General features: G+C 44.5%; 14 protein-coding genes. 1 reads left to right on the plus strand and 13 read right to left on the minus strand.

Going from position 1 to position 15,150, the window contains the following annotated elements; genetic code table 11:
* The first annotated feature begins 92 nt into the window (after nucleotides 1-92).
* Nucleotides 93-2,444: an NACHT domain-containing protein gene (locus RIG27_RS01995; RefSeq protein ID WP_446341923.1), complete on the plus strand. Its 2,352-nt coding sequence runs from the start codon at nucleotides 93-95 to the stop codon at nucleotides 2,442-2,444.
* 43 nt (nucleotides 2,445-2,487) lie between these two features.
* On the opposite strand, the gene RIG27_RS02000 is transcribed toward RIG27_RS01995, so the two are convergent.
* The 13 genes from RIG27_RS02000 to RIG27_RS02060 all read right to left on the minus strand — a co-directional run.
* Entirely contained in the window at nucleotides 2,488-2,694 is a 207-nt protein-coding gene (locus RIG27_RS02000; RefSeq protein ID WP_446341925.1) for a hypothetical protein, read from the minus strand.
* A 128-nt stretch (nucleotides 2,695-2,822) separates the two neighbouring features.
* Nucleotides 2,823-3,140 (minus strand): hypothetical protein, encoded by a 318-nt coding sequence (locus RIG27_RS02005; protein WP_446341927.1) that lies wholly within the window; start codon nucleotides 3,138-3,140, stop codon nucleotides 2,823-2,825.
* A 152-nt stretch (nucleotides 3,141-3,292) separates the two neighbouring features.
* Entirely contained in the window at nucleotides 3,293-4,204 is a 912-nt protein-coding gene (thyD, locus tag RIG27_RS02010) for a thylakoid membrane protein ThyD (protein ID WP_446341929.1), read from the minus strand.
* Nucleotides 4,205-4,211: 7 nt separating this feature from the next.
* Nucleotides 4,212-4,601, minus strand: coding sequence for a photosystem II reaction center protein Psb28 (psb28, locus tag RIG27_RS02015; RefSeq protein WP_446341931.1), 390 nt, complete (start codon nucleotides 4,599-4,601; stop codon nucleotides 4,212-4,214).
* A 62-nt stretch (nucleotides 4,602-4,663) separates the two neighbouring features.
* Complete coding sequence (locus RIG27_RS02020; RefSeq protein ID WP_446341933.1) at nucleotides 4,664-5,884, minus strand: RNA-guided endonuclease InsQ/TnpB family protein; 1,221 nt, start codon at nucleotides 5,882-5,884, stop codon at nucleotides 4,664-4,666.
* 287 nt (nucleotides 5,885-6,171) lie between these two features.
* Nucleotides 6,172-8,970 (minus strand): preprotein translocase subunit SecA, encoded by a 2,799-nt coding sequence (secA, locus tag RIG27_RS02025; RefSeq protein ID WP_446341935.1) that lies wholly within the window; start codon nucleotides 8,968-8,970, stop codon nucleotides 6,172-6,174.
* Between the two features lie 338 nt (nucleotides 8,971-9,308).
* The gene (locus tag RIG27_RS02030) at nucleotides 9,309-10,244 is read right to left on the minus strand and encodes an Rpn family recombination-promoting nuclease/putative transposase (protein ID WP_446341937.1); all 936 of its coding nucleotides are present in this window, start codon (nucleotides 10,242-10,244) and stop codon (nucleotides 9,309-9,311) included.
* A 109-nt stretch (nucleotides 10,245-10,353) separates the two neighbouring features.
* Nucleotides 10,354-10,845 carry an ureidoglycolate lyase gene (locus tag RIG27_RS02035; protein ID WP_446341939.1) on the minus strand — a complete coding sequence of 164 codons (492 nt, stop codon included), beginning with the start codon at nucleotides 10,843-10,845 and terminating at the stop codon, nucleotides 10,354-10,356.
* 32 nt (nucleotides 10,846-10,877) lie between these two features.
* Nucleotides 10,878-11,513 (minus strand): uracil phosphoribosyltransferase, encoded by a 636-nt coding sequence (gene upp, locus RIG27_RS02040; RefSeq protein WP_446341941.1) that lies wholly within the window; start codon nucleotides 11,511-11,513, stop codon nucleotides 10,878-10,880.
* 230 nt (nucleotides 11,514-11,743) lie between these two features.
* The gene (locus RIG27_RS02045) at nucleotides 11,744-11,923 is read right to left on the minus strand and encodes a hypothetical protein (protein WP_446341943.1); all 180 of its coding nucleotides are present in this window, start codon (nucleotides 11,921-11,923) and stop codon (nucleotides 11,744-11,746) included.
* A gap of 222 nt (nucleotides 11,924-12,145) precedes the next feature.
* Nucleotides 12,146-13,078 carry an isoaspartyl peptidase/L-asparaginase gene (locus RIG27_RS02050; RefSeq protein ID WP_446341945.1) on the minus strand — a complete coding sequence of 311 codons (933 nt, stop codon included), beginning with the start codon at nucleotides 13,076-13,078 and terminating at the stop codon, nucleotides 12,146-12,148.
* Nucleotides 13,079-13,119: 41 nt separating this feature from the next.
* Nucleotides 13,120-13,263, minus strand: a complete 144-nt coding sequence (locus RIG27_RS02055; protein WP_446341947.1) for a DUF2256 domain-containing protein — start codon at nucleotides 13,261-13,263, stop codon at nucleotides 13,120-13,122.
* 405 nt (nucleotides 13,264-13,668) lie between these two features.
* On the minus strand, nucleotides 13,669-15,150 hold a 1,482-nt coding region (locus RIG27_RS02060; RefSeq protein ID WP_446341949.1), incomplete at its 5' end, for a putative Ig domain-containing protein.

Consider the following 15,150-nt stretch of genomic DNA (forward strand, 5'->3'; position numbering starts at 1 on the left):
GCTGGGCTTTACTCCTACTACCAGTTCTATGATTGATAAAATTTTGGCTGTAGCTCTTGATTTAATCAATCCTAAACATTTAAGAAATTGGTTTGCTCATTGTTGTTACTGTACCTCATAGCAGCGCGAAGCGCTGTATATCAACTGTCCAAGGGGATAGTAACCGTGTTATTCACAGAGAAAGTAACCGAAATATCCAGGGAGATAGAAATAGTGTAATTCAGGGAGACGGAAACCAAGCCATTCAAGGAAATAACAGTCAGATTAACAACGTCTGGAATTTTTTTCATCAACAGGAAGCTGTTGTCGGAACTCAATTAACTCGGCAAGAATACCGCAATCGTCAGGCGTTACTCAATCAAGTCAACAACTTTTGGGTCAAAGTAGTTCTAGAAAACTCCCTCTACAATCAGGTGATGATTGAGTTGGGATTGGAGGAACGCCCCGATGCAATTACTAATCCTTGGAATGTCATTATAGAGACAGATGACTCCTCGCCTCAACCTCTCCCCGATGGAACTAAAATTATCGATATATTTGACCAAATCGGCATAGGTCGAACGCTACTAATTCTAGGGGAACCTGGGTCAGGAAAAACCACAACGTTACTGGAACTCACCCGCGATTTAATTGCCCGTGCGGAACAAGACATTAATCGGCTGATTCCTGTTGTATTTAACCTCTCCTCTTGGGCAAATAAACGAGAAACGATAGCGGATTGGTTAGTAGAGGAACTCAATCTTAAGTATAAAATTCCCCAGGAAATTGGGCAAACCTGGGTAACACAACAGCAACTGGTTCCATTACTGGATGGTTTGGATGAACTGAAGAAGGAGTATCGAGATGACTGTATTGCGGCGTTGAACACATTTCATCAGAATTATGGGGCAGAATTAGTGGTGTGCAGTCGGATTAAAGACTATGAAGCCTTATCTAATCGTCTGAATTTTCAAAGTGCAGTTTATATAAGATTGCTAACTTTAGAACAAGTTGGTCATTACTTGGATAGTGTCGGTACTGACTTGGCAGGTTTGAGGAAATTAATTGTAGAGGATACAGTATTGCAAGAGTTAGCCCAATCTCCTTTGATGCTCAATATTATGACTCTGGCTTACCAGGGAGTTGCGGTTGAGGATTTGCCAAAAACTGAGATGGCAGAAGAACGGCGTAAGCAGCTATTTGATGATTACATTGAGAAAATGTTTCATCGCCCTAATCGTTCAAAGGGTGAACAGAGATATTCAAAATTTCAAACAAAGCATTGGCTGAGTTGGCTAGCACAGAGAATGCTTCAGGAGTCGCAAACTGTATTTTTCATTGAAGGAATGCAGCCTCGTTATCTGAAAAATAAATTTCGTCAATGGCAATATTGGGTTTTACTTGTCATAATGAATTTAGTGACTGCTGGAACTATTGCTACGATTGTTATTTTGCAATGGTTCTTGCCTGAACATTCAATATCATGGTCATCTATTTCTAATCGCATCTTACTATTCGGCTCATGGTTTGGATTTATTTTATCTACTGAGTCCAAAGCTGATGCTCGCCGATTAATAATGTATCCCATGGTTCAAGTTTTTTGTTGTCTATTCAGGAAGAAGCTACCAAGAGAGTTTCAAGATAACATACCTATTCTTCATGACATCGATCTCTCTTCAAGATTTCGATTAAAAGCCCCTTCACTGAGAGATTTGAAAGATAAAGTTTTGCAACATTCGCTAGGACACGCTTTATTGATGTCCGAGTGGATGTGGAAGATATTGCTATTGCCGATTATCATACCAATTCATATACTTTTCGGAGAATTAGCATATGCAATTGGTATGCAAAGGTTGGGCAGCAATTCAAAAAAATATTTTAAGTTTCTAATTAAACGCTCTATAGCAGTTTCTAATGAAATCAACGAATCAATAGATTCCAATCAAAACTCGAATTATATTCTTCTATTTGTGATACTGTATGGAGATATGATTAAAATAAAAGGAGGCTTGTTAATCAAGCTATCTTTAAAAATATTGACATTTATTCCAGGATTGATGTCATTCATTTTTTCTGTGTTTATAAGCTTATTTAATGTTTTGACAGCAGAAAAAATAGAAGATTCGCTAGCTCCGAACTATCGCGTAAAAGAAGCTTCAAAAACTGCATTTTTAAGTTCAATACTTTTCTGTCTTTCTTCTATCATAGCCTTCCAGAGGCCAGCCACATACTATCGATTCATTTCTTGTATTCTTGGCTTTTTGGCTTGCTTGAGTTATTTACCTTTGCTCAAACATCTATCTCTGCGCCTTGTCCTTTGGCACAGTGGTGCTATTCCCTGGAACTATGCCCACTTCCTCGACTATGCCGCAGATCGCATCTTCCTCCAAAAAGTTGGCGGCGGCTACATCTTCATCCACCGAATGCTGATGGAACACTTTGCCCAGATGGAACTTGAACGCTAAACCCCCACCGAATAAAGCTTACAAACCAATACCCAACATCGCCCTAACTGCCATTACTCCGCCGATGCTCTAACGTTAACACTCCCACTGGCGCATCTACGACTAACCGCATCATTCCCAGCCACTGTAACCCCAGCAAAACATCAGGAATTTCCTCCCCAACATGAACAGGAATCCTGTATTCAACCCCATCAAAACTCACCGTTCCCTCATACAAGTCAAACACATCCTGTCCTTGTGCTGTCCGCATGGCTCGATTTCGTTCAATCAGCAGCCACCCCAATCCATCGATATAGCGCTACGCGCCAGGGAATAGGCAATAGGCAATAGGCAATAGTGAAGAAAAAAGCTCACCAATATTGCCAAATCTGCCAGAAATCATATCATGCCGCAGGCTCCCGTCTGATTAATTCGGAATGTCATTAGCCAGCCAGTCGGATACTTTTTACGCGCTTTTTCCACCGCTTTATCTTCATCAGCATCAATAAAATAGTCCCCACTATTTGGCTCAATCAGTATAAACCAGTTATAGTAATCACTCATTAACTCATCCCGGACTCGTTCAAAAACCGGGAAACAGCGTTGATACCGTGCGTTTCGTTCCGCTTTCCGTCTTGCCAGTTCTTGCGGCGGTATTGTATGTTGAGGAAATATTCGACCCCGACGTAAGGGGCGCTGGGTTTGCTGCTGGGTCATATTATGTTAAGTAGGTGGGGAAAATTAAAGTTAATGGTAGAGATCGTCATTTGTCATTCGTCATTCGTCATTTGTAAGGGTTTGAGGCTTGTTAATATAACTTGATCTAGTTGAGTTTATTTCCACCAACCTACTTATGTCCGGTTGAATACTCAATTAGAAGTCACAATATCAGCTAACGCAGGTTTGACATTGGCATAGTCATAGTTAAAACCACTGCTAGTTGTCCGCTTAGGTAACACCTTTTGACCCTCTAGCACCACCTTAGCCCCCTCTCCCAATAACGCTTCTAGGGCAATGCTGGGAACGGGTAACCAGGAGGGACGATTCATCACATCTCCCAACGTCTGACAAAACTCCGCCATCCGCACTGGGTTGGGTGCTGTAGCATTGAAAACCCCTTCCATGTCATTGCGGGTGAGTGCATTGATAATCAAGTTCACCAAATCCTCTCGGTGAATCCACGAGAACCACTGACGCCCACTACCAATTGGACCTCCAGCAAATAGTTGAAATGGAGGTAACATTTTCGCTAGGGCGCCACCCTCTCCTAAAACGATGCCAAACCGGAGGATAACCAACCGCACCCCAGCCTCTTTAACCTTTTGGGCTTCCGCTTCCCAAGCCTGACAGACTTGGGCGAGGAAATCATCTCCGGGGGGACTGGTTTCGTCAAATGTTGCTGTTTCGCTAGTCCCGTAATAGCCAATAGCCGACGTATTTACTAATACGCTGGGTTTGGATTGCGCTTGGCTGATTGCTTCAACAATTCGCCCGGTTCCCAGTTGGCGGCTATCGAGAATGGCTTGTTTCCGTTCCGATGTCCAACGATGCTCACCGATGGGTTCCCCAGCTAAGTTTACCACTCCATCACATCCTGCGATCGCGTCTTGCCAAGATCCCGATTCGGTGGGAGTATAGCCGACAATCTCTAAATCAGGAAACAGCCGAGTGGCTTTGGCTCGGTTTCGGGTTAAAATCATCGGTTGATGCTTTAACTCAAGCAGACGCTTGACTAAGCGAGAACCAATAAATCCGGTTGCTCCAGTAATAGCAATTTTCACGATTAACTTACTCTGCTCCCTGTGCTTGTTGAGTATCACCGTAAGCCATACCATTGGCTTCGGCATAGCGTTGCATAAAGCGCATGAACCGATCCCAGTGATCTTGGCGCTCGATTTCAAATTCGCAGTCTACGCGCCTCAAATCATCGCCTTCTGGACCACTGAATATAAATTTAACCGATGAGGGTTCCACACTAATCTGCCCTTCTTCATCAATTAAAAGCAAGGCGTTGGCGAATCGTTTAGTATAACTCTGGAATTTTTCTATCGCTTTTAAGGAATCGAAACTCATTAATACTGAACGCACGCCCGAACTCCGATTTCGCCGCAAGCTAACATTGCTCAGTTCTTCAGGAAGTCCTTCAAAAAATTGAATTGATGGTGTTTGGGAAGTCATTTTTAAATGGGGAATACTATATTGTTCAGTATAGTTCCTAATTTCACGGAAAAATACGGAAATTAGTTTGTAAGAGTAATCTTAACTGGGTGAACTACTACACCCTCTATCCCATTGCAGAAAGCATCTGGGACTGCTTTGCGGATAATGTTGTAACTTCCATTTGTGTCGGCGTTAAACTTAACGCCGTTTTTTGATTTGTACAACCCGCGCTTAAGGCGACGACCGCTAAACTTTGCGGTTTTGGCTTCTGCTGTTCCGTAAACAGGAAGAGGATCTCCGTCTAAGAAACTGGCAAGCGAAGTGTAGGATTCTTCGGTGATGACAACCTTAATGCCAACCAACTGAGCCTTGTAAGTCAACATCTCAATGAATCTAGAATGAGGAACGCTAGTGAAGTTTTGATTATTGGCTTTACCCATATTGAGTTCCTGCTTCCAGTTCTCATTTTTTCCGATTACAAGAGTTGAGATATTCTTCTCAACTAATCGATCAATAATGAAACGGCTGGACTTATGGAGATAGTCATCTATCTTGAATCCTCGCTTAGTTGACAAGCGCTGAATCCTGTTAGATGTTTTCCTGTTTTCCTTGAGACGAGACTGAAGCTCAGCTTTCTTTTTGTTATAGAAATTATTAACGGCTTTAACGGGTCTGCCATTAATCAGGAAAGGTTTAAAGCCTTTTTGATTTGAAGTTACAGCCGCTAAGTTGTTAAGACCAATATCTACACCTGCTACGGCTTCACCGTCTACCAGTTGTTCAACGGATTGTTCATAAATTATCTCAACCACGTAGTAGTTAAGACGGGGAACAATTCTCACCTCATTGATATTTTGCTGATTACAAGAAATCATCAGGTTTGTTCCCGATGGTTTCACCCATCCCTTCTTCAGCTCTTTGGAGCTAATAGCCTGGATGGTGTAAACCAAGAGATTGCGCCCCTTCTCCTTGTCTTTATATTTAGGGAGTCTAGGCTTTCCCAGGAACTTGGAAGGGTTTTTCTTGTAAGCTTTATCCGCCTCTTTCCACGCCTTCCAATTTCTATCTAAACAACGAAGAACTTGCTGAGAGACTTTGCGGGGCAATTCGCAATACGATTCTTCTGCCTGCATCCGAGACGCCATTTCGTTGTAACAGAGAACTTGATTGGTTTCAAAGAAGTGTTGACGAATTTCGTAATTAGCTCGGTTGTAGAGATTTTTAGACTTAAATGCCAAGCTATCAATCTCTTTCCATTCCCAGCTTCCTTTCCGAATTACATGCTTTTCAACAAGTCTCATTGTCTCCATTTGACTGAAGCTCACTAATGAGTTTTGACCTCTTGCGCTTTGCTCTTCTCATTCCATACAGCCTTGCACAAAATGATGTAATGACACTCGCTCTCATCTGTTATCAAGTCTTCTTTGTCGTCAGGAACACTATCTATGTGTAGATTACCGCATATTGCCGCTATTTTCCGTATTCTTAATGAATGTAAACAATACTCCAACAGATCCCCGACTTCTTCAAGAAGTCGGGGATCTGATTAACACCGACTGACCAAGGACAAAGAAGAAATGACAACGAATTAAACGGCTTGCGGTTGCACTTGCGGCTGGAATTGGAACAGTGAGTACACCACATTGCGACGAATGTCAATCATCATTTCCAAGAAGGTTTCATAGCCTTCTTGCTTATACTCAATCAGTGGGTCTTTCTGTCCATACCCCCGTAACCCGACCGACTCACGCAACGCATCCATTGATTGTAAATGCTCCCGCCACAGGGTATCAATCTGCTGCAAGATGAAGAACCGTTCGGCTTGTCGCATCAATCCCGGTTGAATTTGATCGATTTGGGCTTCTTTAATGTCATAAGCTTTACGGACTTCTTCATGCAAGAAGGTTTTAATCTCCGTCACTGTCATATCATCGAGATGTTCGGGCTTGAGATCTTGCAGTAAATAGACAAACTCTTGCACTTTGGACACCAAGCTAGCTATATCCCATTCCTCTGGTGGCAAATCCGGGTTGACATACGCCTCAACAATATCATCCATCGTCTTCTCCGCATATTGGATGACTTGTTCTTTAAGATCTAATCCTTCTAACACCCGACGACGTTCAGCATAAATTGCCCGCCGCTGATTATTCATCACCTCGTCATATTCAAATACCTGTTTCCGGGTGTCATAGTAGAAAGTTTCCACTTTTTTCTGCGCCCCTTCTAAGGAACGAGTCAGCATTCCCGATTCAATAGGCATATCTTCCTCTACCCGGAACGCATTCATCATCCCCGCCACGCGATCGCCCCCGAAGATTCGCAGCAAGTTATCCTCTAAACTGAGGAAAAACTTCGTCGAACCCGGGTCACCTTGGCGTCCTGCCCGTCCCCGGAGTTGGTTATCAATCCGGCGAGATTCGTGGCGTTCGGTACCAATGACGTGCAATCCGCCGATAGGCTCGGTGTAGATTACCTCATCATGTTCTTTATGAGTAAAGGCTTCATATTCCTTTCGCACCGCCCGACAAACCTCCCGCAGCTTTTGAATCACTGGGTCATCCGTCGGGGCATTTTCCGCCGCGATCGCTATTTTTTCTTCGGCTTCTAATTCCGGTAGACTGCGTTCCCCATACTGCTGCACCGCAAACTTCACCGCCTCAATCAGCTTTTGCTCGGTTTCCGGAGACAACTGAGTCGGGTAAATCTGCGGACTTACCTTCCAAGTTTTCACCTTTTTCCCTGGCGCAAACCCTTGGGCTTGGGAGCGTTGCCCACCCCCTCCTGCCATAGCCGCAAAGGAATCTTCTTCTTCGGGGATGACAATCTTAGGCATGAAATATTCCCGCACTTTCAGCCGCGACATATAATCTGCATTACCCCCTAAGATAATATCGGTACCACGTCCTGCCATGTTCGTCGCGATCGTCACCGCCCCTTTGCGCCCCGCTTGTGCCACAATTTCGGATTCCCGTTCCACGTTCTCGGGTCGGGCATTGAGCAGATTATGGGGAACGTCCAATTGGCTTAACAAACGCGAAAGCACTTCTGATTTTTCCACACTGGTTGTACCCACCAATACTGGGCGTCCTTGCTCATGCATGTCCGCACATTCTCGTGCCACCGCTTTCCATTTGGCTTCCTCAGTTTTATACACTACATCCGACATATCCCGCCGTCCGGGGGGCTTATTGGTGGGGATAATCGTGACTTGTAGGTTATAGATTTTTTCAAATTCGGCTTCTTCTGTTTTGGCTGTTCCGGTCATCCCGGCTAGCTTGGGATAAAGCAAAAAGAAATTTTGATAGGTAATTGTCGCTAGGGTTTGGGTTTCTTTTTGAATCTCGACACCTTCTTTTGCCTCAATCGCCTGGTGCAGTCCATCACTCCAACGCCGTCCTTGTAAGACCCGTCCGGTAAACTCATCGACGATGACCACTTCGTCATTACGCACGATATAGTTTACGTCATTGGTAAACAGTTCCTTTGCCTTAATCGCGTTAAAGATATAATGAGCCCAGGGATTTTCCGGGTCATACAAATCTCCAACCTCTAGGAGTTTTTCCGCCTCGATAAAGCCTTCATCGGTGAGGATGACATTACGCGCTTTTTCATCAACCTCATAATGCTCCTCCGGCTGCAGCATTTTCGCGATTTGAGCCGCTTTCATATAGTTCTGGGTGGGACGTTCCACTTGTCCGGAAATAATCAGCGGGGTGCGGGCTTCGTCAATGAGTACCGAGTCTACTTCGTCAATGATGCAGTAATTGAAGGGACGCTGCACCACCTCATTCATTGAGGTTGCCATATTGTCCCGCAGGTAGTCGAAGCCCAACTCGCTGTTTGTGGCGTAGGTAATATCACAGGCATAGTTGCGCTGTCGTTCCGCAGGACCCATCCCTGACTGAATCAGTCCTACCGTTAATCCTAAGAAGCGGTGTACCTGTCCCATCCATTCCGCGTCCCGGCGTGCCAGGTAATCGTTGACGGTAACGATATGTACCCCTTTGCCACTTAGAGCATTGAGATAAGCTGGGAGGGTGGATACCAGGGTTTTCCCTTCACCCGTTTTCATCTCCGCGATTTCTCCCCGGTGCAGCACAACACCACCTAATAGCTGCACATCAAAATGGCGCATTCCCAGAACCCGCCATGCGGCTTCCCGCACAACTGCAAAGGCTTCGGGTAGGAGATCCTCTAACAGTTCTTCTCGCTCGCGATCGGTTGTCGCCCCTTCAAGCTGCTGCTTGAATTCTGCGGTTTTCCCTTGGAGTTGTTCATCGGAGAGCGATCGGATATCTTCTTCCAGAACGTTGATATCAGCAACGAATGGTTGGTATCGTTTAAGTTTGCGGGTATTTGGATCGCCAAGTAAGTTTTTTAACATAGCAGGAGAGGGATACGTCTAATCGCGCTTGGTCTAGGGTTAAGGTTAGACACTCAAGACTAAGGGCATGAATAGGGGAGTCAGCGTTCACAGGCAATCTTGCACGAGTCCCAGGCACGAGTCCCAGTGGCTAACGGCTAACCCATGATAAACCACCGTTGAGGGCGGCATTTTTATGATCATCCTACCATTTTTGCTCAGATTGAGGGGCGCTTCGTCCTTTGTCCTTTGTCATTCGTCATTCGTCATACTCGCTGCCCGAAAAGAAGCAAGCTACTTCATTTGTAAGGGTTTGAGGCATATTCACAGAACTTAAAGTTCAGTTTATTTCCACCAATCTACTGGCGATCCTCCAACCAACTGGCTAAATCGGGTAAACTTTGAAAATCGAAAATTTCCTCAGTTAACCGTTCCAAATCACTCAACGGTAATTCTTCAATTTTGCGGCTGATTGCCAACGGAATTTCGCCAAAACGCTTCAGTATTAGACGCCCTAATAGAGTTTTGGTCTGTTCTAGTCGCCCTTCTTCTTTCCCTTCTTCTTTCCCTTTTTCTTTGCCTTTTTCTTCAGCATAAGCCAGCCGTCCTTTTTCATCTTGCAACATCATGCCTCGCCGATCAACCACATCCAACTCTTCTACCGTCATTGTGGCTTGATTGGCAAGGTTTAAAGCAAGTTCTATCTCTGAAACTTCCCCTAAATTATCAGGGACACTCTCCAAACTCGCTGCTTCTTTCAGGAAATAAATCCATTTATCGGTTAAACTCTGTAGTTCAGACAAGGTTTTATTGAATTTGGGAAGTTCGACAAAAATTAGCTTTAATTCACTATCTAGAAGTTCAAATTTTTGGGTTTTCTCTTGAAAGACAAATTGGTTAATTACCTGAGCTGTGTTGGCAAACAAGATAAAATCAGTAATTGTTACGGCAATTGCTGGATTCAGGAAAGGATAATCATCGCCTGTTTTTAACTGGTTACTATAGGCTTTTGCCAAGTTATAAGCTACCCGCTTGTTAAAGGCAGTCATTGGCGCTATTTGCATTTCAATGACCACAATCGACCCATCCGCTAAAACGGCTTTGACATCTAAATAAGTTTCTTTTAAGGTCATCACCTGACCCGGATTATAGGGATTAACAATTGTTAGGGATTGAATGATTTTTTCTTCGTTATAAATTATTGCATTGAGAAAACTGATTAAAATCTCTTGGCTTTGTTCGGAACCAAATATTTTTTTAAAGGCGTAATCGACCTTGGGACTAATAAACCTCATTTTATTGCTCCCGTTTCAGTATAAATAGATGGAATAGAGTCCGATTATAGCACAGCGATCGCACTGTCTTCCATTTCCTAAAAAGTGATAATTTTATTGAGGTGATACGTCAAACAATTTCCAACTCTAAATTGTGACTTTTCAGGAAATCATGGGTAAAGTGGTCAACCTCATTTGTGTCACTCAGTTCCAAATTATAGAAATCGACAAAATCATGTTCAAAATAAGGACCCGCGTGCCACGTTCCTAGTTCTAACTTGATGAAGCAGTTTCCCGGAATCCGGAAAACTTTAATGTCATCGATCGCGGGTTGTTCATGTTCACAAGCAGGTGCAACCGCCATCCACCAGTCTTTCCCTTCTAGAGAACCCAAACATTGGGTACAGTGCTGATGGCGCGTGATTGTGTGAAATTTGCGACCTCTGTGATACAAGCGCATGATGTAAAAGCGGGGAGTACCGTTGTGCAGAACTAATTGGGCATCTGTTGCATCATAGGGTTTATCATCGGCTGTCGGCGTGATTAATTGACCGAAGGGTTGAAAGCGTTCGGCGCTAATTTCTTCTACTGAAAGCTGTTTCACTGAAATGGTGCGATTCATGACAGATATCAATTGCAACACAAAGCTTACTGCTATTTTGTCCCAAACAGGCGATCGCCTGCATCCCCAAGTCCGGGCAAAATATAACCATGCTCGTCTAAGCTTTCATCAATCGCGGCGGTATACAAAGGGACTTCCGGATGATGATCATGGAAATTCGCGATTCCCTCTGGTGCAGCTAGCAAGCACAAAAATTTAATGGACAAGGGGATAAAATCCTTCACCCGATCCACGGCGGCTACGGCTGTATTCCCTGTAGCCACCATGGGATCAACAACCAAGATGTCTCGGTGTTCAATATCATGAGGCAGTTTGCAATAATATTCAATCGGAATCCGAGTCGTTGGATCGCGATACAAGCCAATATGCCCCAAGCGGGCGGAAGGGATCAATTCTAAGATACCATCAACCAGCCCTTGCCCTGCCCGCATAATCGAAACAATCACCATTTTCTTATCTGAAGCCAGCATGGGAGCGTGCATGGGAGCCAGAGGTGTTTTAATCGGTGCGTATTTAAGCGGTAAGTCCCGCGTTACCTCGTAAGCTAGCAAGCCGCCAACTTCTTTCATCAGTTGACGAAATTTAGCTGTACTGGTGTCAGCCTGACGCATAAGGGTTAGCTTGTGCTGTACGAATGGGTGATCGATTACTGTAACTTGAGGGATCATTTGTTAATAGTAGACAGATTTTTATCTGTATAAAAGTTAATCTTCCTGAGAGTATACCACTCCTGTTGCCAAATCACAGAAAAGAAAGGAATATAACGTAAAATACATTTGCAAAATGGATTTAATTGATTTTTGCAAATGCCAAAATAAAAACAATATAACCGTGATAATATTAGCCTTTTTGAGAATAGCAAATTTAAGGGAAAACGTCATAGTTGGTGGGGAATGGACTAAGTGGTCGGACAAAAGAAAACAGCACGCCCACGCTTGTGCAAGTAAACAAGCCTCAAACCCTTACCAATGACAAATGACGAATGACAAATGACAAATGACGAATGACGAATGACGAATGACGAATGACGAATGACGAATGACGAATGACGAATGACTAAATAAAGATTTGCAAACAAAACTTGACTCAAGCGAGTTGATCAGTGAAACTACAGACAAGAGCGTAATACACGGTAAACAAGCGTATTACGTTAGTTGTGGTTAACTCCAAACAAAGGCTGATTCATCCATAATTAGCCGGAAGCTGGGATGGAACAGCACGTCTTGCCCAGAAATACTGTCCCCATCCAGGCAACCCGCGAGATTGGTTGATTGAGCCTATTGATAAAGGATGACCTCTGCTATACCGTTTGCACCTCCTCAATCATTTCTAGTGTGTCTCCCTTTTGGTGTCCGGTATGGTAAGCAGCAAGGAGAATTTGGCTGGTTTTTCCGCAGGCGATCGCACCCCTAGCATCAATCGCGATCGCACCTAAATCCCGCCGATTCTCCTTTGCTTCTTTTATGGAACGTTCCATAGCATCGGCTAAGGATAAACCGTCGGTGACGCGCACCACCACCCGTGCGGCGAAGCATTCATCAATGATATCTTCCCCAATCCCGGTACAGCTTACCCCGGCGTTTAAGTTGGCGTAATTCCCCGCAGGCATTGCCGAATCGCTGACTCGACCAATGCGTTCAAATCCCTTACCCCCGGTGGATGTACCCGCCGCTAAGCCGCCCTGACTATCTAACGCCACAACTCCAATTGTGCCACGTCCGGCTTCCGAGGAAAGGACTTCCGGTTCGCTGACGACATCCGCCATCGTCCGTTCAAAGTTGTCCTGTCTATCCTGTAACCATTCCTGTAAGCGCTTCTCAGTCAAGGGGTTATAAATGGGTGCATTCACTTCCCGCACCAATTCCGCCGCCCCCAAATCCGAGAGGATGCGATCGGGACAATCTTGCAAAATCTTCGCCAAATGGATAGGATTTTTAATCCGCGAGACATTAATCACTCCACTAAAGCGTTGAGGTTTACCATCCATCAGTGACGCACTCATGCGAATCTGTCCATCAGATTGTAATACCGAACCCGTTCCGGCATTGTAGCGGGGTTCATCTTCTAGGAGTTGACAGCCTCGAATCACCGCTTCACGGGCGTTTGCACCCGATGATAACAGGGCATAGACATCATCAAGTATTTTATAAAGCGAATCGCGCACTGCTTGGGTGGCGTCTTTGGTTTTCAGGGCGCTTCCGGCACCACCATGAATAATTAATTTGGGTTGCATTGAATTCACGAACTCCTTTACAGTTAATTGGCTTAATTGGCTTAGGATTTGCGTCGGCGACAGCGTTCCGAGCAGAACTTCACATTATCCCAGCATTTCGCCCATTTTTTGCGCCAAGTGAAAGGACGTTCGCAGACGGGGCAGATTTTGGTCGGTAGATCTGACTTAGAGCGTACTCGTGCCATGTTAGGTTAAGGAGCAGTTAACCCTTCAATCCTAAAAAACGGTTAATTCTTTTGTCAAAGCCGATGAAACTCGGAAGTCGGGAATGGGAAACGGGGGAACAGAGAATTACGATAATTTTTTTGAGGTAAATTTGTTCTTAAAATTGACGATTTACTTTTTGATAAAACTAACAAATAGTCCTAGCTTTAGCCCTATATCCTGTTGGGTAACAGTCGTTAACCCAACCTACCACCTATCCCACTGTAGGGGCGCATGGCGTGCGCCCATAAAATCGACAAATCTAATCCACAATTTTAGCTGTGCCGAGCCAGTAGTAGGTGTGTAGGGGCGACCCGCCTGCATCAATTAACAACTCCACTACCTTCAATAAAATCGGGTCGCCCTCAAACTTCGATGCAAAAGAATCAACCAATTGTTAAATCAATCTGGAAGGTGAAATCATTAAAATCTTGATCACCCCCTCCATGTAAATCCTCAAAGCCAAAGGTGTTATCACCAAGTAGGCGAATATGGTCAACTTTATCAGGATTCGCGCCTAAGTAGGAAAAGTAGGCAATAGGTTCTCCATAACCCAGGTACTGATTATTGGGATTCTCAGCCAGCAATTCCGCCTTGGTGCCATTAGCGATAATGAAAGGTGCTAGCAGATTTCCTCCATCTAATTGGGTGTTAAACTCCACTGTCCCCCGATTTACATCGCTAACCACCGATTGAGCAAGGGCAGCTTGAGCATACCCTTCGTCTTCGGGGTGAATCAATTGACCTGTCATGGGGTCTTCCACTGCGCCATCTTGATTTTCAATGACATACAATCCGACGGAATTATCAAACCCAGCATGACTCTTAACCTCGATAAAATTCGCGTCTACTGGACTGGTTTGTCCGCGTAAATCAATAATTTCTTGTTCGCCTTGTAACTGAGTCCCTAACGCTGGAGACTCATTTGTCGGTTCAACCGTTAGCGTCAGACTATCGTTACTCTCTGCCATTGGGTTTTGCCAATTGAGAGTAAATTGATTGCTCTCCCCATTCAATACCTCAAAATAATCCGTATTGTTGGCATTAGCACCGGGCAGACTAAACCAGACATTTGTTGGTGTTTGTCCTGCGTCTAATGCGGCTCGAACATTATCTGTTGTGTTGTCTTGCACCAGATAAAATCCTAGATTGGGGTTGGTTTCACCGAAAACTTGCTCCACATCTAAAATCCGGGTCAAGTTATCGCCAGCAAAGTTATTGGGCAAACTGGAGAATAAAACTTTGCCTCTATCCAAGGCAGCTTCTAGATAATCCGTTTCTCCGGGTTTAATTCCGTTAACCTTCCCAGCCCGGTTATCCACTTCAAAAATGCCAACTTCACTGACAAAGGGTGAGTTGTTCCCGGTGAGCGAGAACAGGAGGTTACTGGCTTGAGAGTTCCCCTTGAAGAACAACAAATCATTTTTGAAGTTGACTTTAGGTTTAGCATTGCCGTTATTCGTCGTTCCCCGATTGACTGTTAAGTCAAAGACATCACTGATTTCTCCGCCATTACCGTCATTAGCGGTGAGAGTAATCGGGTTAGTGCCGATAGCTTTATTGCGGGGAGTGCCACTAATTACACCCGTGTCCGGATTCAGGTTTAATCCTTTGGGTAAACCTGTAGCGGAGAAGGTGAGAGCATCGCCATCAGGGTCATTGAAATAGTCACTGATGTCCAGACTGTATAATTCTTTGGTCTGAGCAGTTTGGTCAGCGATGGGAGAAACTAAGGTGGGGTCATTGTTGACTACAGGTGCAGGAGTAATATCTAAGTCAAACCCATCAGTTTGTGTTCCCCCTTGTCCATCTGATGCTGTGACCAAAATATTCAGTTGAGTTTCATCACCTGTATCGGGTGTACCGCT

Origin of the sequence: Coleofasciculus sp. F4-SAH-05 (assembly GCF_040222985.1) — a bacterium.
Lineage (GTDB): Bacteria > Cyanobacteriota > Cyanobacteriia > Cyanobacteriales > Coleofasciculaceae > Coleofasciculus > Coleofasciculus chthonoplastes.

What these genes read in the sequence shown, in the direction of transcription:
- RIG27_RS02000 (WP_446341925.1), bottom strand. Translation starts at nt 2,694, where the DNA reads ATGCGGACAGCACAAGGACAGGATGTGTTTGACTTGTATGAGGGAACG.
- RIG27_RS02005 (WP_446341927.1), bottom strand. Translation starts at nt 3,140, where the DNA reads ATGACCCAGCAGCAAACCCAGCGCCCCTTACGTCGGGGTCGAATATTT.
- psb28 (WP_446341931.1), bottom strand. Translation starts at nt 4,601, where the DNA reads ATGACTTCCCAAACACCATCAATTCAATTTTTTGAAGGACTTCCTGAA.
- RIG27_RS02020 (WP_446341933.1), bottom strand. Translation starts at nt 5,884, where the DNA reads ATGAGACTTGTTGAAAAGCATGTAATTCGGAAAGGAAGCTGGGAATGG.
- secA (WP_446341935.1), bottom strand. Translation starts at nt 8,970, where the DNA reads ATGTTAAAAAACTTACTTGGCGATCCAAATACCCGCAAACTTAAACGA.
- RIG27_RS02030 (WP_446341937.1), bottom strand. Translation starts at nt 10,244, where the DNA reads ATGAGGTTTATTAGTCCCAAGGTCGATTACGCCTTTAAAAAAATATTT.
- RIG27_RS02035 (WP_446341939.1), bottom strand. Translation starts at nt 10,845, where the DNA reads ATGAATCGCACCATTTCAGTGAAACAGCTTTCAGTAGAAGAAATTAGC.
- upp (WP_446341941.1), bottom strand. Translation starts at nt 11,513, where the DNA reads ATGATCCCTCAAGTTACAGTAATCGATCACCCATTCGTACAGCACAAG.
- RIG27_RS02050 (WP_446341945.1), bottom strand. Translation starts at nt 13,078, where the DNA reads ATGCAACCCAAATTAATTATTCATGGTGGTGCCGGAAGCGCCCTGAAA.
- RIG27_RS02055 (WP_446341947.1), bottom strand. Translation starts at nt 13,263, where the DNA reads ATGGCACGAGTACGCTCTAAGTCAGATCTACCGACCAAAATCTGCCCC.